This is a genomic window from Comamonas sp. 26, assembly GCF_002754475.1.
In the GTDB taxonomy this organism is placed as follows: Bacteria; Pseudomonadota; Gammaproteobacteria; order Burkholderiales; family Burkholderiaceae_C; genus Comamonas.
In genome coordinates this window covers 1,851,369-1,867,643 of sequence record NZ_PEFL01000001.1, presented here as the reverse complement: position 1 = coordinate 1,867,643, position 16,275 = coordinate 1,851,369, and the positions used below count along the sequence as shown (strand labels likewise).

Annotated in this window: 16 protein-coding genes and 1 pseudogene; 7 read left to right on the top strand and 10 right to left on the bottom strand. The window is 56.5% G+C overall.

Annotated elements, in window-relative coordinates:
• Positions 1 to 625: 625 nt before the first annotated feature.
• Positions 626 to 1,594, bottom strand: coding sequence for a tripartite tricarboxylate transporter substrate binding protein (locus tag CLU84_RS08655; protein ID WP_099736850.1), 969 nt, complete (start codon positions 1,592 to 1,594; stop codon positions 626 to 628).
• Positions 1,595 to 1,691: 97 nt separating this feature from the next.
• Between CLU84_RS08655 and CLU84_RS08650 the strand changes: the two genes are divergently transcribed.
• Positions 1,692 to 2,591 (top strand): LysR family transcriptional regulator, encoded by a 900-nt coding sequence (locus CLU84_RS08650; RefSeq protein ID WP_099737949.1) that lies wholly within the window; start codon positions 1,692 to 1,694, stop codon positions 2,589 to 2,591.
• 185 nt (positions 2,592 to 2,776) lie between these two features.
• Here the strand turns inward: CLU84_RS08650 and CLU84_RS08645 are convergent, their stop codons facing one another.
• The 8 genes and pseudogenes from CLU84_RS08645 to CLU84_RS22645 form a co-directional block, all read right to left on the bottom strand.
• A complete protein-coding gene (locus CLU84_RS08645; RefSeq protein WP_233209980.1) occupies positions 2,777 to 4,360 on the bottom strand; it encodes a phage portal protein in 1,584 nt (527 codons plus the stop codon).
• Positions 4,361 to 4,362: 2 nt separating this feature from the next.
• Positions 4,363 to 4,602, bottom strand: a complete 240-nt coding sequence (locus CLU84_RS08640) for a hypothetical protein (RefSeq protein WP_233209979.1) — start codon at positions 4,600 to 4,602, stop codon at positions 4,363 to 4,365.
• Positions 4,602 to 5,351: a hypothetical protein gene (locus CLU84_RS08635; RefSeq protein ID WP_099736848.1), complete on the bottom strand. Its 750-nt coding sequence runs from the start codon at positions 5,349 to 5,351 to the stop codon at positions 4,602 to 4,604. Before CLU84_RS08635 ends, CLU84_RS08640 begins: the two co-directional genes overlap by 1 nt.
• Positions 5,352 to 5,656: 305 nt before the next feature.
• Complete coding sequence (gene chrA, locus CLU84_RS08630; protein ID WP_099736847.1) at positions 5,657 to 7,015, bottom strand: chromate efflux transporter; 1,359 nt, start codon at positions 7,013 to 7,015, stop codon at positions 5,657 to 5,659.
• 278 nt (positions 7,016 to 7,293) lie between these two features.
• Entirely contained in the window at positions 7,294 to 7,641 is a 348-nt protein-coding gene (locus tag CLU84_RS08625; RefSeq protein WP_099736846.1) for an RNA-binding protein, read from the bottom strand.
• 710 nt (positions 7,642 to 8,351) lie between these two features.
• On the bottom strand, positions 8,352 to 8,855 hold the full coding sequence (locus tag CLU84_RS08615; protein WP_099736844.1) for a hypothetical protein: 504 nt from the start codon (positions 8,853 to 8,855) through the stop codon (positions 8,352 to 8,354).
• Entirely contained in the window at positions 8,855 to 10,090 is a 1,236-nt protein-coding gene (locus CLU84_RS22360; protein ID WP_369826820.1) for a terminase gpA endonuclease subunit, read from the bottom strand. The genes CLU84_RS08615 and CLU84_RS22360 overlap by 1 nt, the downstream gene beginning before the upstream one ends.
• Before the next feature lie 73 nt (positions 10,091 to 10,163).
• Positions 10,164 to 10,583, bottom strand: a pseudogene (locus CLU84_RS22645) (phage terminase large subunit family protein); the annotation flags it as partial.
• On the opposite strand from CLU84_RS22645, the gene CLU84_RS22355 reads away from it, so the two are divergent.
• The 5 genes from CLU84_RS22355 to CLU84_RS08580 all read left to right on the top strand — a co-directional run bounded on the left by CLU84_RS22355 (position 10,471) and on the right by CLU84_RS08580 (position 13,778).
• On the top strand, positions 10,471 to 11,070 hold the full coding sequence (locus CLU84_RS22355) for a hypothetical protein (RefSeq protein ID WP_233210176.1): 600 nt from the start codon (positions 10,471 to 10,473) through the stop codon (positions 11,068 to 11,070). The pseudogene CLU84_RS22645 and the gene CLU84_RS22355 sit on opposite strands and share 113 nt — an antisense overlap.
• Positions 11,071 to 11,072: 2 nt before the next feature.
• Positions 11,073 to 11,510 (top strand): ASCH domain-containing protein, encoded by a 438-nt coding sequence (locus CLU84_RS08595; protein WP_233209978.1) that lies wholly within the window; start codon positions 11,073 to 11,075, stop codon positions 11,508 to 11,510.
• A complete protein-coding gene (locus tag CLU84_RS08590) occupies positions 11,507 to 11,758 on the top strand; it encodes a pyocin activator PrtN family protein (protein WP_099736840.1) in 252 nt (83 codons plus the stop codon). The genes CLU84_RS08595 and CLU84_RS08590 overlap by 4 nt, the downstream gene beginning before the upstream one ends.
• Before the next feature lie 105 nt (positions 11,759 to 11,863).
• Positions 11,864 to 12,016 (top strand): hypothetical protein, encoded by a 153-nt coding sequence (locus CLU84_RS08585; protein ID WP_158235175.1) that lies wholly within the window; start codon positions 11,864 to 11,866, stop codon positions 12,014 to 12,016.
• Positions 12,017 to 12,125: 109 nt separating this feature from the next.
• On the top strand, positions 12,126 to 13,778 hold the full coding sequence (locus CLU84_RS08580; RefSeq protein ID WP_199173708.1) for a hypothetical protein: 1,653 nt from the start codon (positions 12,126 to 12,128) through the stop codon (positions 13,776 to 13,778).
• Between the two features lie 221 nt (positions 13,779 to 13,999).
• Here the strand turns inward: CLU84_RS08580 and CLU84_RS08575 are convergent, their stop codons facing one another.
• On the bottom strand, positions 14,000 to 15,061 hold the full coding sequence (locus tag CLU84_RS08575) for a site-specific integrase (protein ID WP_099736837.1): 1,062 nt from the start codon (positions 15,059 to 15,061) through the stop codon (positions 14,000 to 14,002).
• A gap of 114 nt (positions 15,062 to 15,175) precedes the next feature.
• Between CLU84_RS08575 and dusA the strand changes: the two genes are divergently transcribed.
• A complete protein-coding gene (gene dusA / locus CLU84_RS08570; RefSeq protein ID WP_099736836.1) occupies positions 15,176 to 16,186 on the top strand; it encodes a tRNA dihydrouridine(20/20a) synthase DusA in 1,011 nt (336 codons plus the stop codon).
• Positions 16,187 to 16,275 lie beyond the last annotated feature (89 nt).

Genomic DNA, 16,275 nt, shown 5'->3' with positions numbered 1-16,275 from the left:
AGGGCACGCCGCGTGAACGTCTTGGACTCTGAGTAAGTCTTCTTTCAAGCGAATTTGAGCCCTGAACGCTACAACGCCCTTGGCACTCTTTCTCAAGGTGATGGGCCCCATCAGTGCTCCATGAAATTCGTAGTGCACCAATGCAGCATTCAGCATCAAAAAACCCGGCAAAACAGGGTAAATTTTTAGTGCACCACAAGGCACTTTTCATAGTATGAAAACCGAACAAGCCGTTAAAAAACAACTAGATAGCAACATGTGGTGCATGTCGGTGGCGCCGATGATGGACTGGACATGCAAATTTATAACTATCTGATTTTCAATAGTTAAATTAACTTCTGAAATCTCATGGTGCACCAATGGTGCATAGAGTGGTCAAATCATCGGCAACAAGAAACCAATTTGCGACTGTCGCTGACCGACCCATAGCTGCCTCTGGATTTTTTTGCAAACAGAATTTGCTGGGCTGAGTGGAAAAAATGGCACCCCCAGCCCTTTGTTCTATTCGGTGCTACCCCAGCCTCGGTAGAGGCAACCTGAGACTGGCCTAACCGCTGATCGGATGCTGCAGTAAGGACATCAACTGAGGTTGTGTGCGTTGACCCAAGAGTGATTCCGATCCCATTCAATCTGCCGTAATTTTTCGCTCGCGGATGATGCGGCCCCATTTTTCATTCTCTGAAGATATGAATTTTGTCAATTCTTCGCGAGATGTAGGAGATGCAGTTTGGCCGTGCTTCAGCAGGTTCGCTCGCACTTCCTGTGTATTCAATACCTTGACAAGTTCGACATTCCATCGATCCAGCAAAGGCTTAGGCGTTTTCCCAGGCGCAACGAATGCATACCAGTTAGTCGCATTGAATCCAGGATAGGTCTCTGCAACGGTTGGTACATTGGGTAAGTAGGCTGGACGCGTCAATCCAGTGGTCGCCAACGGAATAAGTTTGCCGGACTCGATATGTGGCAAAGCGGTGGGTGGAGCTGCATAGAAAGAACTTACGCGTCCGCCCAACACATCCTGCAACGCAGGAGCTCCGCCCTTATAGGGAATGTGCACTGTGTCGATCTTGGCGATGTCGTTGAGCAATTCACCTGCCAGGTGGGCCGCCGATCCCGGGCCGGTAGATGCGAAATCCAGCTTGCCCGGCTCACGCTTAGCAGCTGCAACAAACTCACCCAAGGATTTGATCCCTCTGCTTGCAGGCACTACAAGAACATTGGGGAAGGTCACGCCCATAGTGATTGGCGCGAGATCTTTAAGCGGGTCGTAGCTCACCTTCATGAAATGGGGCGAGATGCTCAGTGGACCAATAGAACCGAAGAGCAATACTGAGCCGTCGACAGGACCATGAGCGACCTGAGCATGCGCTAAGTTGCCACCAGCGCCGGGTTTGTTTTCAACGATGACACTTTGACCAATGTTTTCGGTCAGCTTCTTGGCAATGATGCGTGCTGCGATATCTGCCGACCCACCTGCAGCAAAGCCGACGACCATCGTGACGGGCTTTTTGGGAGGGAATTCCTGGGCGTATGCGCCAGTGAATGGCAGGCAGGCTGCCATTGCGGCAGCCATGAACAAGGGGCGTCTTTGCATGTTGTCTCCTGAGCGAGTCGTTATCAACTCTGTACGAGCGCCGATCCTAGACCTTAGAATTAATTCTGTGAATTGCAATATAAAGATAGACTATTGCATGAAACGCATTAAATTCGACTTGGCTGAGCTGCAAGCGTTTGTGGCCACAGCAGAGAAAGCAAGCTTTCGCATGGCGGCAGAAAGCCTTTGCTTGTCTGCACCTGCATTGAGTCGCAGGGTCGAGCGTCTGGAAGAGGCTCTAGGAGCAAAACTGCTTGAACGAACAACTAGGCATGTTCAACTTACAGCTATTGGCCAAGAATTTCTCACTGAAGCGCGCGCAGCGCTGGCGGGCCTTGAAATTGCGGTTCAGCGCGTTACCGATCAAGCTTTACCTCACCGGGGTTCAGTGACCGTAGCCTGCATTCCATCTGTTGCAAACCATCTCCTACCCCTTGCATTGCGTTCTTTTGCTATTGAGTTCCCAGAAGTACAAGTGCATGTCATTGATGAAAATGCCAGCCATGTATTGGAAGCCGTAGTGCGAGGACAGGCCGATTTCGGAGTGAGCTTTACAGGAAGCCAGGAGCCTGGACTGCAGTTTGAGGTGTTGACACGCGAGAGATATGTTTTAGCGATGCTGCGCAGTCACTCATGGGCAGGTCGATCAGAGGTGGCTTGGACAGAGCTAGCCGGGGAGCGTCTCGTTTCCGTATCACATCAAAGCAGCAATCGATTGCTTTTGGACCAAGTGATGGCAGGATTGTCCGATCAGCCAATGGCGTGGTACGAATGTAATCATGTCACTGGTGCACTCGCTCTTGTAGAGGCTGGATTAGGAATGGCAGCCATTCCCCAGCTTGCTCTACCTGAGAGCCACCCAAAAGTCTGCGGAATACCCTTGGCTGAACCTCAGCTATGGCGGACTTTGGGTCTAATACAGAAACGGGGTCGCATGCTTAGCCCCTCCGCTGCATCTCTGAAAAAGCAATTACTCGCAGTGCATGGAATCAGTTGATCATCAATGGATTCACAATGAATAAATAGATCCCATCATGCATTCTGCTTTGTCCGCTTCTGGCCGAATGCGCCCGGTCACAACCAGACAACTGGTCAAACGTAACCGGCACAGGTGATCAGATCAACCAGACTACTAATCCGCATTCAACGCGCGCTCGCTCTTCACTTGTCGGCTTAGTAGCACTACCTCGTCGTCTCGCCTCGCAAGATCGCCTCGGAGTCTTGCGACCACTTCGACGCCTTCGACAATGTGTCGGTCGAAGGTTTCAAGTCGATCTGCAAGATCGTTGCCGGCAGCGGCGTTGGCTTTAGCTTGCGTTCTATAGGTTGCAGCCCGTCGCTCGGCACTGACCCGCACACGATTGCAATCACCATGGCCGAGCGCAGCACGCACAGTGCGAGGAAGGAAATCCCTGCACCAATATAGGCCCAGCGCATCAGCGGATCGGAGAAATAGCCAGGAGCCTCTATGCGGCCGGTAGCGACCGCTTCGGTCATCCATGTTTCGTAGATGGGTTGGCAAAACGACAGGGCCAGCCAGTTGCGTACACCCCGGAAATAGGCCCAGGCATCCAGCAGCGCGGCCTTACTGGCTGAATAGCTGGCGTTGAACTGCTTGAGCAGCAGCTCGTAAGGCAGGCCCAGCCCCATGCCGATCTGTTTGATGACGGCCAGAATGAAGGGCTCGAAATTGGGATTCGGGCGGCCTGGGTTGACCAGATTGGCCTTTTCGCCCGGAGCAAGCCCTACCACCGAGCCCATGCCGAGGCCAATTTCGCCAGACTCTTCTTCCTGCTTGCTCTCGCCCTGAAACACCCCGGATGGCGTACCCTCAGGCGTCTCGATGAAAACCGTCAGGTAAGAAGTGATCACCGCAGCCATGATCTCGGCCTCGGTGTAGCGGGAGATCTGCTTGATGCAGTCGATCACCGGGGCCAGATACGGAACGCCACGCACGGCACCCGGGCGCTGCTTGCGAAAGTGATGCAGCACGCGGCGGCGGCCGGAACGGTTGCCGATACGCTCCACCCACTCTCCACGGTATGCTCTGGCACCCACGGCCTGGGCCGATCCGGGGTGCTGGTCATAGATAAAGTAAGAGACCGGTGCACCTGTGGCTTCAAGCTTCACGCCACCAGCAATGGTTGCCGTATCCATCTTTCCCAGCGGGTTGCCGACGCGATCAGCCTCCAGCACCTGAATGCGCAAGGCATAAGGCTGCATGCGGGTGCGCGCGGCGTCGGGCAGATTGCTGAAGCAGTCGCCTGACTCCAGGGTGCTGCGCAGCACCAGTTGCTGCAGCTGATAAAAAGTCAGCGTGCTTTCCAGATCGCAGTCGGTGCTGTCCGCCCACAGGCTGAACTCCTGCTGCACCTTGGTCTTCCAGGCCTGGGCGCGCTCATCGCTCCAGCCCAGCAACTTCATGGCCGGCGCAGCGACCAGGGCCAGCCCGGTGCCCACCACGCGGTCCAGATTGGTGTTGATGGCACCTGTGGCAATGGGCGAGGTTCGCGTCAGCTCGCGGGAAGCGCCACGCTGCAGCGGCAGCCGGGCCATGCTGTCGGCACGCGCATCACGCGGAAAAGGGTTCCACCAGCGGCTGGAGCGGTTAACGGACTCGGAATTTTCGGCTGGCCCCATGGCATTAAGGCCCGTGTGCTGCATCAGCTGGTCGGCAGCCGCTATCTGCACACGTTGCTTGGCGCGAGCTGCCCCCCGGGCCGGATCGATGTACGCGATCGCCCTGTCAAAAAAATTGAGCTGCATGCTTAACGGGGTCGAAGATTGATGATGCGGCGGCCGCGCGGCGCCATGGTCGCTTGCAGCAGGCCAATCTTTTGCTGGCACTCACGAATGCCGTTCTGAACCTGCTCCAGCTCGGCACGGCGGTTACGCCTGGCCGTCTGGCCTTGGCCGACCTGGTATTCCTGCGAATCAAGGATTCGCTTTTCGGCTGCCAGATAGCTGGCAAGCCGGTCCTGCCAGGACTGAAGTTCTGCTGTGCTCATTACCAGCGTCCTTTCGATTTCATGGAGGCAACGGCCTTGGCAAACTCAGCCGGAAACTGCTTGCGCGCCACACCCTGCACTACGCCAGCGAAATCCAGGCGCGGCCGGTAAGTCGGCGCAACGTTAGTGAACACAAACAAGGGACGCAGCCGCTTGCCCTCACGCCGCCAAATGCCTTCAGAGCGATTGCCACCCTGGGGCTTGCCCACAAACAAGTCATTTGCCAACTGGCGGCCCTTCGCCAAGCGCTTGCCACTGCGGCTGCGCGTGGCACTGACGGCCTTGAGGTTCTTCAGCGCCTTGAGGATGGTGCGAACGTCCGCGCCCTTGACGTTGCCGTTGGCATCCAGCTTGGCTGCGGCACCGGGCACCACAAACTGCCCAGCTGAGAGCACGCCGGCATAGCGCAGCGCGTTTTCCATTCCCTTGGAGCCACGTTGACCGCCCTCGACCTCAGGCTGCAGATAGCTTTCCTGCGCGTTACCGCTGGTCATGGCTTTGGTCTTCACCAAGACGCGGGCACTGAGCTTGTCCTTGGTAGCGGGCGCTATGCGCAGCGCGTTCAGCGTGTAGCTGGTCGGGTTGTCAAAGGCCTTGTGCATGGCCTGGGGCAGCTCAACCGTCTGTGCCTGCTTGGCACAGCGCGTTAATGCAGTGGCTGTGGCATAGGGAATCAGACGCGCAGGCACCCCTCGCACCTGGTCTGCCATGTCTGCGAGAGACTGGCCTGTGCGCGAGATGTTGAGCATCTGGATCTTCCAAGAAAAAGCCCCCGGCTCCTTTCGAAGTGCGGGGGCTGAGCCTGTTTTGCAGGCGGCTACGGTGGTTTTTTTCGTCTCAGGCGGATTTTTTAGACCTACCTGAATTGGCACGAATTTTGGGGTGTTTTGTCACCTTTCGTCCACTGCTTAGTTGTCACCTCTGGAGGTGACAACTAAGGCTTTGACATGTTTTGACGCTACGGTATCAAACTAGGAAAGCAAACCACTCGTGCCCAGTCTGACTGTCTGGGGACGACCCATTGCAGACATAGCCCTCAATTACGCAAATGTGGTTAGAGCAGGAATCGCACGAGTAATCCTGCCAAGCCAGCTGCAACGATGACGTACACGACATTGACCTTGTAGCGAAGCAACGCAATGGCTGCCGCCAGCCCTATTGCAATCGAAGGCCACTCTATGTGCCCCGCAAAGCCTTGGGGCCATATGACGTGGTAGGCAAAGAAGACAGCAAGGTTCACTATGACGCCTACCACCGCAGCAGTGATGGCGAGCAATGGTGCGGTGAACTTCAGGTTGCCGTGAGTGGACTCAATGAAGGGGCCACCAAGCAAGATGAAAAAGAAGGATGGCAAAAAGGTGAAGAAGGTCACGAGCACCGCCGCCACGGTTCCGGAGAGCAATAGAGACTCTGCTCCGAAGATTGCCTTTGTCCACCCACCCACGAATGCCACGAAGGACACCACCATGATGAGAGGGCCAGGTGTTGTCTCACCTAAAGCCAATCCATCAATCATTTGTGTCGCAGTTAGCCAATGAAAATTATCCACTGCCCCTTGATAGACATAAGGTAGCACCGCGTATGCGCCACCAAAGGTCATCAATGCTGCCTTGGTAAAGAACCATCCCATCTGTACCAACGGCGAATCCAGTCCGAACAGCGCGGCAAGAGCGCCCATGACGCTGCCCCACAGAGTCAAGCAGACCAGTGCAACCGACCAAAATCCTCGCCAAGAAAACTTTGCATGAGGCGGAGTCGGAGTGTCGTCGTCTATGAGTGCTGCCCCCACTTTCTGAGGTTCATTGCCTTTTCCATGGATGGAGCCACCGAAGGCCTGTGGCTGCACCTTGCCACCGATGTAGCCGATAACAGCAGCCACCAGAACGATGAGCGGAAATGGAACATTGAGCGTAAAAATAGCAATAAAGGCTGTGGCAGCAATACCCCAGTGCCATCTATTTTTGAGTGACCTTGAACCTACGCGATAAGCGGCCTGTGCCACGAGGGCCGTTACAGCCGGTTTTATGCCATAGAAGAAGCCAGCAATGACTGGCATGTCACCGTGGGCCATATACAGCCAAGCTAGAGCAATGATGAGGAATAGCGATGGCAGAACAAAAAGAACGCCAGCCAAGATACCGCCCCATGTCCGATGAAGCAGCCACCCCAGGTAGGTTGCAAGTTGCTGGGCTTCCGGCCCAGGCAACAACATGCAGTAGTTCAGGGCATGGAGGAAACGCTTCTCAGAAATCCACCGGCGGCGGTCTACAAGCTCCTCGTGCATGAGGGCAATTTGACCTGCAGGACCGCCAAAACTGATAAACCCAAGCTTCAACCAAAAGCGTAGAGCTTCTGAAAGCGAAAGAGATGTAGGCGCAACCTGGTCAGTCGACCTAGGCAAAGCGGTGTCCATAAAAAAACTCCATAGAGAATATCCAGCACTTGGACGAGACACCGTCTACCCTTGCGGGCCGGGAGGCTGCTATCCCGGTAAGTAAATTCTAGCTTAACTGCTCAGCTTCCCACGCACTCCAATCGTGACACAGGCAAAGTCTGCTTCTGGCCGATTTGTGACTGTCTCTGTTCGACCCTTTGCAGTCATCCAAAGGCTTGTAAATCCTACTTTGCAATGCAAACACCCAAGAAAAACGCCCTCAATCGTGGGGCGTTTTTCTTGGGTGTGTAGCTAAATCAGTAGCTGTTACCACCGCCATAACCATCATTGCCATAGCCAACATTAGGACGAGAGCTGGCACGGTATTCGCGATTGCCACCGGCTCCGCGTCCTTCTTCGCGAGGTTTCGCAAGGTTGACGACGATCGAACGTCCATCAACGGACATTCCATTCAGCGCAGTAATAGCTGCTTGAGAAGCGTCGACAGACGCCATTTCTACAAACGCAAAGCCTTTAGAGCGTCCGCTATCGCGATCCATCATGACTTTGGCCGAGGTAACGCTTCCGAATTCAGCAAAGTTGCTTCTCAAGCTGGAATCGGTTACGGAGTAAGGAAGGTTGCCAACGTAAATTTTGGTGCTCATTGAAGGAGCCTTTTCTATTTGTGACGTGCCAAGGGTTGACGCATCGTTTGAATATGGCTGTGGGAGTGGGAGTCCGTAGCAACCAGATGAAGTTGAGAGCTTGTTTTCAGCTCAGCACGTTGAGGGCTGCATAGACGCATGCAGCCAGCCTTGCGTCACAGCATAGATTTTTGCTGCTTCGGTCGTGGCGAATGTTTTGTCAAAGCGAAAAACACGGCAGTAGCTGCTGTTTTGCCTTGTGCGCTGAAGTGCGAAGGAAGCTTGAAAGCGACCGCAATGGGTCTTATGGGATGAGGGCGTAACGAAGTACTTGCCCATAGCAATAGAAGACAGTGGAATCTAGTTCAGTCAGAGAGCAGGCTGAGTGACCTGCATGAGCTTTGGATAACTCGATTGGCTGCTGCTCGACAGCCAACGGTGCGACAAATTTCGCGAAAATTGCATGTCAGAGGATTATTTGAGATCTGACAGGGCGCTGCGAGAAGACTAGCTGAAGTTATTTCGCAACAACTTTTATTATAGGCCTTTTATATAAAAAATACAATTTTTATTATTTTTTGACCTTAACTTTCTTTGCTTGGTGCTCTAAATTTTGATCGCTACTGATCTAGCTTCGATAGCTCCTGCTTATCGATTGTCTGCTTCTGGCCGACAGGAGCCTGATGACTGAAATCATTGCGGTCACTGCATCGAAGTGACCACGCCGTCGATCATGGCGTCGAAATTGACGTTGTCTGATTTGATCCCGGCAGTTCAGTTTTCGCGGCAAGGATACCCTGCGACGCCATATAAAGTCGCTTTCGAAAATCACCCAGCACGCTGTAAAAGTGCTTGCGGCTGATTTTCAGCGCAGCTGCAGCCGTCTTCACCGGCGCAACACGATGCACGTAGTACAGATCAAACACACGCTTATCCAGCGCATCGGGCTGACTTGCATACGCGATATGGAACGCCGCCAGCTCCGCGCTGCATATGGCGTCCGGCCCATCGGTCCGCAGCGGCCTGGTGCGCGCACCGCTGAGCTGGCCCAGGATGGAGCCGATCTTGGACGGTGGCGCATAGAAGCGGCGCGTGGCCTTCCAGCGCACCCACTGCTCACACAGCGCATCCAGATCCTGTTGCTCTTCGCTGTCTTCAGCTGGGGCTTCATCGGCTTGCGGGGAGGCAGCAGCCAGGCGCAGGGCCTCGGTCTCAGTTTGGTGATGGTTGGTCATTAGCGAATCCCTCTCGAATAGATACGGCGTCCCACGGGGGCGCGATTCATGGCAGTGGCTACGGGCACTGGGGCCAGTGGCGCGGGTGCCTGAACAGCTGGAGCAGGAGGCTCGCTGACAACGGGCTGTTCAGGTGCGAGTACAGACGCCCGGACGGTCTGCGCTGTGGTTTCGGGCTCTGGCGTGGGTATGGTTTGAGGCGATGGCGGCTGCGCGGCTGGCTGTACTGGTGCAGCTTCGACAGGGTCAGCCACCTTGGGCGGCAGAGCCTCAGGAACGGGCACAGGCGCGACTGGAGCGGGTGCAAACAGGTCCAGATTGGGCGGTATCAGCTTCTCGCGCAAACGCTTCCAGTCCATGGCGCTCCATTTGTGCAGACCCAGTTGGTGGGCCAGTGCCAGGTTGTAGACAGACAAGTCCCATGCCTCGTTGCGGGCGCCTGGTGGTTTGAACCATTCGCGTATCGATCGGCCCTTGATGAATTTGATGCGCGGCTGCTCCACCACCATCATGTCGAACCAGGCGGGCGGCAGATCCTGATGGAAGTGCATGGCGCCGCTGCCTTCGGTCAGCTGCATGCGGTTGCTCAGCCAGTCCTTGGCAACGTCTGTGCCGACCGTCCAAAGCTCCACCCCGCCCTTGACCTTGGTACCGCCCCAGTCGATGTCCACCTTGCTGGGCATGCTGCTCATGATGGGCTTGTGCGGACGAGGCGAGCCATGCAGTACCACGCAGTTGAACCGCTTGCGGGCCATGCCGTAGTTGTAGACGTCCTGCGTGTGATGACCGCCCGAATCAATGCCGTACGCGCTGATAGGGATGAGCCTGCCGCTGGCGTGCAGCAGTGGCGTGCGCTTGATCTCGTCCAGGCGCTGCCACACGCTGCCAGGCGCATCTGCGCTTTCGGTGGGAGAGCCCGGCAACACGATGTAGTCGATGACCCAGTGTTCCATGCCCGGCCCCCAGGCCTCGATCTGGCATTCCAGCCGGTCGCCCTGGGTATCGACCGTCATCGTGGCGACCAGTGCGGCGTCGGGCAGCACGCGCAGCGGGTAATTCTCGGCACGGCGGCGCAATTGCGCGGCGGTAGTGGTGGTCTCGCTGTTGCGGTAGCTCAGGGCCAGGCGGGTGTTGTAGAACACCTGCATGAACGAGTGGTCGCCAACCTTGATGGCTTCCTTGGCAAAGGCGTAGTAGCGGGCCATATCCAGCCAGGTTTGGGCGCCAATGGGCATATAGAAGGCCGAGCAGCATGGTGACCTTGTGGCGCTCATCGATCTCGCAGCCGCACTCTGGGCAGACAAACCAGGCACGGTCCATGAAGCCTGTTTCCTCGTCGCGAGCGTAGTGAAAGTTCTCCAGCTCCAGCGGGTGCAAGTGGTCGCAGTGCGGGCAAGGTACGAAGTACTTCTCTTTCGTGCCCTTGTCGTAGAGCTTGTCGATCTTGGAGATGCCTTCGATGCTCGGGCTTGAGGTGTAGAAGAACTTGGCGTCGTTAGCGTACTGAGTGGCACGGGCCTCGGCCAGCGTGACGGGGTCACCTTCGCCGTCAATGTTCTGCTCGGCACGGTCAATTTCGTCAAAGTAGATGTAGGGCGCGGAGACCTCGGCCAGGTTGGCTGCCGAGCCAGCGGTGTTCATGTACAGCGTGGCGTCGCCCAGGAAGTCCTTGGCCTGGGTGGTGTTGCGCGAATCGCGGCTCTTGGCTGCGGCAACGCACTCCGTCAGCTCGGGCACATTGCGGATCATCGTGGCCACCGTCTTCTACTACCTGGAAGAGCTACAGAACCTGGCTGACTTCCACCTGGTAGGCATACAGAAGCAGGTGCAAGTCGAAATGAAAACCGAAGCCGCCCAGCGCGCAGGCAAAGCCCCTGCCAAGCCCGGCAGCAAAAAAGCCGAACCCAAGGTCAAGCAGCAGGAAGCCAGCGCAGCCATTGCCAAGGCCATGCAGGCGGCTGAAGCCCAGCAAACCAACGACTTTCAGGAGCTGCAGAAGGTACGCATCCTGCGAGATCTGCGCGGCCCCGGCGGCCAGCTGCTACCCACCAAAGACCGCATCGCCTACATCACCGAAAAGTTGGGAGATCGCGCCTGGTGGCTTCAACTGCCCCAAGACCCCGCTGTCTCGCTCGATGACATGGACGACGCCATGCGGTGGCAGCCGAGCGCCGATTACACCGAGATCCAGGCACTAGAAGAGAGCGAGGCTTAAAAATGATCACCGCATTGAGCATTCGTCAGCCCTGGGCCTGGCTGATCGTCAACGGCCACAAAGACATTGAAAACCGCGACTGGCCCACCAACTTTCGCGGCCGCCTGCTGATCCATGCAGGCCTGACCATGACCCGCGCCTACTACGACCAAGTCGTGCAGGAGCTCGACGGCATGGGGCTGCTGCCCGCAGACCTTCCCGCCTATGAAGATCTGCAACGCGGCGGCTTTGTGGGCTGGACCTGCGTGGCGGACTGCGTGCAAGAGTCCAGCTCGAAGTGGAAGCAGGAAGGAAGCTGGGGCTTCGTGCTACGCGACAGCCGCCCCATCCCTTTTCATCCCTGGAAGGGAAAGCTCCAGTTTTTCAACGTACCCAACGATGTGTTTTCAGGCACAGAGCATCTACCAGCTCAAGAGAAAAAAGAGAGGGCCACATCATGAACACGCACTTCGCACTGCTGGCCATCTATGGCGACGTGAACATCCCGCTGGAGAAATGCTGCATGGAATTCTTCGGCCTAAGCCCCAAACGCGCCGCCGAAGCCGCGAACAAGCAGGCATTGCCTGTGCCTGCTTATCGCTTGGGGTCCAACAAGAGTCAGTGGTTTATGGATGCAGGCAAGCTGGCTGCGTACATCGACCAAATGAAGGCTCAGGCCGAACAGGAGTGGCGGGCTGTGAGGTGCTGAGTAGCGTAAAGCCGATGCGACCTCTCAGGCGAGAAAGACCTCTTCTTTGTGCTCCTGAATTACAAGTCCTTCGATGATTTAAGCACCAGCCCTGAGGTATTCGTGATGCCCGCCAAAGATGTTGAAAAGCGCAAAAAGGGCTGGCTCAACGATACGTCGGCCATCTATTACAGCGGCAGCAACGCGACTGACGACATAGAAAAATTCAGGAACGCTTGGCATCTCATCTGCAAACGGCATCCCACAAGAAATATGTGACTGCACCTCTGATATCTGTTGACTGCAGGAGACAGTATTTAATTTACATTTAGTTATCAATTTATCATTTGAATGCAACTACCAAAAACCACTTCTCATGAATAACAAAATGTTTAGATCCTTAACTCCAATTGTCCTCACTGGAGCCATTTCCCTCCTGCCTGGCTGTGGTGGCGGCAGCGATGATTCGCCTAGCGAACCCGCGCTCAACGGCACCTCGGCCCTAATTGCGATGGCGGTTGAAGCCGAGGGCAGCAACTGTGCCAACGGAGGCGTCCAGGTCATGGCCGGCCTAGACAAGAACGGTGACAACAAACTAGATACAACTGAAGTCAGTGAAACTAAATACGTCTGCACAGGTTCGACAGGTGCCACTGGCCCTGCAGGTGCTACGGGTGATACAGGCGCTACGGGCTCTGCCGGTGCTACGGGCCCTGCCGGTGCTACAGGCTCTGCCGGTGCTACGGGCTCTGCCGGTGCTACGGGCCCTGCCGGTGCTACAGGCTCTGCCGGTGCTACGGGCCCTGCCGGTGCTACAGGCTCTGCCGGTGCTACGGGCTCTGCCGGTGCTACGGGCCCTGCCGGTGCTACAGGCTCTGCCGGTGCTACGGGCCCTGCCGGAGCTACAGGCTCTGCCGGTGCTACGGGCCCTGCCGGTGCTACGGGCCCTGCCGGTGCTACGGGCTCTGCCGGTGCTACGGGCCCTGCCGGTGCTACAGGTGCTACGGGCTCTGCCGGTGCTACAGGTGCTACGGGCTCTGCCGGTGCTACGGGCTCTGCCGGTGCTACGGGCCCTGCCGGTGCTACAGGCTCTGCCGGTGCTACGGGCCCTGCCGGAGCTACAGGCTCTGCCGGTGCTACGGGCCCTGCCGGTGCTACAGGCTCTGCCGGTGCTACGGGCCCTGCCGGTGCTACAGGCTCTGCCGGTGCTACGGGCCCTGCCGGTGCTACAGGCCCTTCCGGTGCCACGGGTCCTACAGGGGCTAATGGCCACAGCACGCTGCTTTCACTTTCCAGCGAGCCCGCCGGAGCCAACTGTATCTACGGCGGTACGCGGATTACCGCGGGTCTCGACACCGATGACGACAACGTACTGCAGTCCGGAGAAATCACCAGCACAAAATATATCTGCAATGCCTCGCCAACGTGGTCAGTCGTGACCGCGAACACCCAGGCCAACTCGAACTTCAGCTACGTCTCCAACAGTGCAAGCAGACTGAATTTCACCCTCCCGTCCAGCCCTCAAATCGGCGACATCATCGCCATCAGCGGCGCAGGTGCGGGCGGCTGGCAGATTACGCCAAATGCAGGCCAGTCCATTGTTTCCTCCTCCATTAGCTCGATTGCCATGGCGTCAGCAGCCACGGGAGCACCTCTTTATGGCGCGCAATACTCCTCGATCCAGTTGCAATACATTGGCGGTAACCAGTTCATGCCGCTCAGCTACATCGGCAGCATCAGCAACGGTTTCATTTCCCAAGGAGGACTGACTTGGAGTCCTGCCAACATCTCGCTGAACTGGGGCGCTGCCAATGCCTATTGTTCAGGAACTATCAACGGTTCGTCTGGGTGGCGCCTTCCTACTCTTCCAGAAGCTGAAGGGCTCGTCGCCAGTGGATTGCAACACACCGGGGGTTGGAGTATTCGCTTCACCTGGACCGCAGCACCCGGAGGAGCTGGACATTGGGGCGTAATGACTGACGGCAGCAGTTCCTATACGTTCAATGACAGCTACGCTGCCAGCGTGACTTGCGTGAAGTAAAAATGAGAACCCAGCACCCGACTGCAAGTTAGGGTGCTGGGGAGACCGAGCAGTTGCGCTCCCTCCAATTTGGTTACAGCAATGAGCTAAATAAGGGACAAAGCTATTTAAGTGTCCTGAACGACCCTCGATGGTCTACAAGCGACGCTCAAAGAAACGACATTCATTGTTTCAACACGCAGCCTTCAATGACCGCCTGTCGGTCTTTCGCACTTAACACTTCAATTCAGTTCGGGTACATCAGCTGGGTCAAGGTGGGTATAGATCTTCAAAGAGGCCCACGACTCGTGCAGAGAGAATTGCGCCACCTGCTCAATGCTGTAGCCACGTTCAAACAACCTGCTGATGGCTTCATGCCGCAGATCATGAAACCGCAGATCCGGGATGTTCAAAAGCTTGCAGGCACGCGTAAAGCTGGAACTGATGCTGCGATGGTTATAGGGAAAAACCAACTCACCAGCCTGCCCTGACTCAATTCGCTGCTTGATCAATGCCAACGCAGGTTCCAGCATCCGAAAACAGCGGCGATTGCCGGTCTTGAGCTTGGGGTGCTTCACATCGTCCAGCCAGCCAACGCGGCTCCCAAAGTCCACATCAGCGACCTTGAGCGCGGTGATCTCTTCCTGGCGCCGTGAGGTCAGCAGCGCAAACTCCATGATCTGGAGCATGGGGACCTTGGCGCGAACTTCCTGCTTGCCAAAGTACGCCCTGAGCGCAGCCTCTTCCTCAGCCTTCAGGCGACGAATGCGCCGGCGCGGCTTGGCTATGACCTTCAGCCGCAGCAACTCTTGCTTGGCGGCATCCAGTTCCTGCACCAGCTTGTTCATGCCATACCGAGTAACAGCCCCAAGGCATGCCTGGCGCAACCAGACGATGTCATTGAGTACTGTGGCAGGGCCTGCCTCCTCTTCGGTACGCCGCCACCTTGCGTAATCAACGAAGTCAATGGCACGCAGATGCCGGGCATCCCGGTGCGCCAGCTTGGCTTTCTGCAGCCGGGCGATATCGGCCGTCTTGGACCGCCCCCATGCCACGATGCCTTTTGCATCACTGACATAATCCTCAAGTATCTGCTTGAGAGTGACGTAGCCATTGATTGGATCCCCGCTAGCCGTTGCTTTCTCTAGCTCGAACTCGCGTCGACGGATCCACTCTTGCGCCAGAGCCCGCTTCGTGAAGGTCTTGGACTCACCATGAAGATACTCACTGCCCTGCCGCACACGGACCTGTGCACGATATGAAATCGAGCCATCTGCTCTCTTACGTTGAGTGATTGTTCCCATGCAAGGCACCCTGAATTTCGTGGTGCCTCAATGTAGCACCGAGTGCGGCACTTATAGGCAGAATCAGGCAAAACGAAGGCCTTAATCAAGGCACCAAAGCACAATTTTCATGCTATGAGCACCGAACAAACCGTTAAAAATCAACAAGATAGCAACATGTGGCGCATGAGCGTGGCGCCAATGATGGACTGGACAGACAAACATTGCAGGTACTTTCACCGCCTACTCAGCCAGCACACCTTGCTCTACACCGAGATGGTGACAACCGGTGCACTGGTACATGGCGATGTGGCTCGCCATCTGCGTTTTGAGGCGGAAGAGCACCCTGTTGCACTGCAGCTGGGCGGATCTGAACCTGGCGATCTGGCACATAGCGCGCGCCTGGGAGAGCAGTGGGGCTATGACGAGATCAACCTGAACTGCGGCTGCCCTAGTGAGCGTGTGCAGCGCGGCGCGTTTGGTGCTTGCTTGATGAATGAAGCCGCACTGGTCGCCGATTGCGTCAAAGCGATGGTTGATGTGGTTTCTGTGCCCGTGACCGTCAAGCATCGCATCGGTATCGACAAGATCGAGAGCTACGACTTTGTGCGCGACTTTGTCGGCACCGTGGCTGAAGCTGGCTGCAAAGTATTTGTGGTTCACGCTCGCAATGCCTGGCTCAAGGGCCTTTCCCCCAAGGAAAACCGCGAAGTTCCGCCGCTGCGCTATGAAATCGTGGCCCAGCTCAAGCGCGACTTCCCGCAACTGACCATTGCCGTCAATGGAGGTATCAAGACCGATGAGCTGGTGCAACAGCAGTTGCAGATGGTTGATGGCGTGATGGTGGGCCGCGAAGCCTATCACAACCCCTGGTGGATGGCCTCTTGGGACGGTCTTTACTATCAGGATGAGAGCAAGGAGCGCACACGTGAAGCCATTGAGGAGCAGATGGTGCTCTATATGGAGCGCGAAGCACGCGAGCATGGTACGAACTGGTATTCAATTGCTCGCCACATGCTGGGCCTGCGCAATGGCCTGGCCGGCGCACGCCGCTGGCGTCAAGTCTGGAGCGATCACCGTATGAAAACCCAGCCGCCTCATGAAGTGATGAAGCTGGCCCGCACCAAGCCCGGCGAAGCGGACTGAGCACTTACTGAAACCATCACCGAAAAAAGCTGGCAGTGTCAGCTTTTTTCTTTCATGCAAGCGGCACGAAAGCCCGCGTTGTGCATTGC

Bases quoted from the DNA above. Each gene is read 5' to 3' on its own strand.
- CLU84_RS08585 (WP_158235175.1), top strand. From the start codon at position 11,864: ATGCCCGCCAAAGATGTTGAAAAGCGCAAAAAGGGCTGGCTCAACGAT.
- CLU84_RS08655 (WP_099736850.1), bottom strand. From the start codon at position 1,594: ATGCAAAGACGCCCCTTGTTCATGGCTGCCGCAATGGCAGCCTGCCTG.
- CLU84_RS08635 (WP_099736848.1), bottom strand. From the start codon at position 5,351: ATGCTCAACATCTCGCGCACAGGCCAGTCTCTCGCAGACATGGCAGAC.
- CLU84_RS08640 (WP_233209979.1), bottom strand. From the start codon at position 4,602: ATGAGCACAGCAGAACTTCAGTCCTGGCAGGACCGGCTTGCCAGCTAT.
- CLU84_RS08625 (WP_099736846.1), bottom strand. From the start codon at position 7,641: ATGAGCACCAAAATTTACGTTGGCAACCTTCCTTACTCCGTAACCGAT.
- CLU84_RS08575 (WP_099736837.1), bottom strand. From the start codon at position 15,061: ATGGGAACAATCACTCAACGTAAGAGAGCAGATGGCTCGATTTCATAT.
- CLU84_RS08595 (WP_233209978.1), top strand. From the start codon at position 11,073: ATGATCACCGCATTGAGCATTCGTCAGCCCTGGGCCTGGCTGATCGTC.
- CLU84_RS08650 (WP_099737949.1), top strand. From the start codon at position 1,692: ATGAAACGCATTAAATTCGACTTGGCTGAGCTGCAAGCGTTTGTGGCC.
- chrA (WP_099736847.1), bottom strand. From the start codon at position 7,015: ATGGACACCGCTTTGCCTAGGTCGACTGACCAGGTTGCGCCTACATCT.
- CLU84_RS08580 (WP_199173708.1), top strand. From the start codon at position 12,126: ATGTTTAGATCCTTAACTCCAATTGTCCTCACTGGAGCCATTTCCCTC.
- dusA (WP_099736836.1), top strand. From the start codon at position 15,176: ATGAGCACCGAACAAACCGTTAAAAATCAACAAGATAGCAACATGTGG.
- CLU84_RS08590 (WP_099736840.1), top strand. From the start codon at position 11,507: ATGAACACGCACTTCGCACTGCTGGCCATCTATGGCGACGTGAACATC.
- CLU84_RS08645 (WP_233209980.1), bottom strand. From the start codon at position 4,360: ATGCAGCTCAATTTTTTTGACAGGGCGATCGCGTACATCGATCCGGCC.
- CLU84_RS22360 (WP_369826820.1), bottom strand. From the start codon at position 10,090: ATGCCCATTGGCGCCCAAACCTGGCTGGATATGGCCCGCTACTACGCC.
- CLU84_RS08615 (WP_099736844.1), bottom strand. From the start codon at position 8,855: ATGACCAACCATCACCAAACTGAGACCGAGGCCCTGCGCCTGGCTGCT.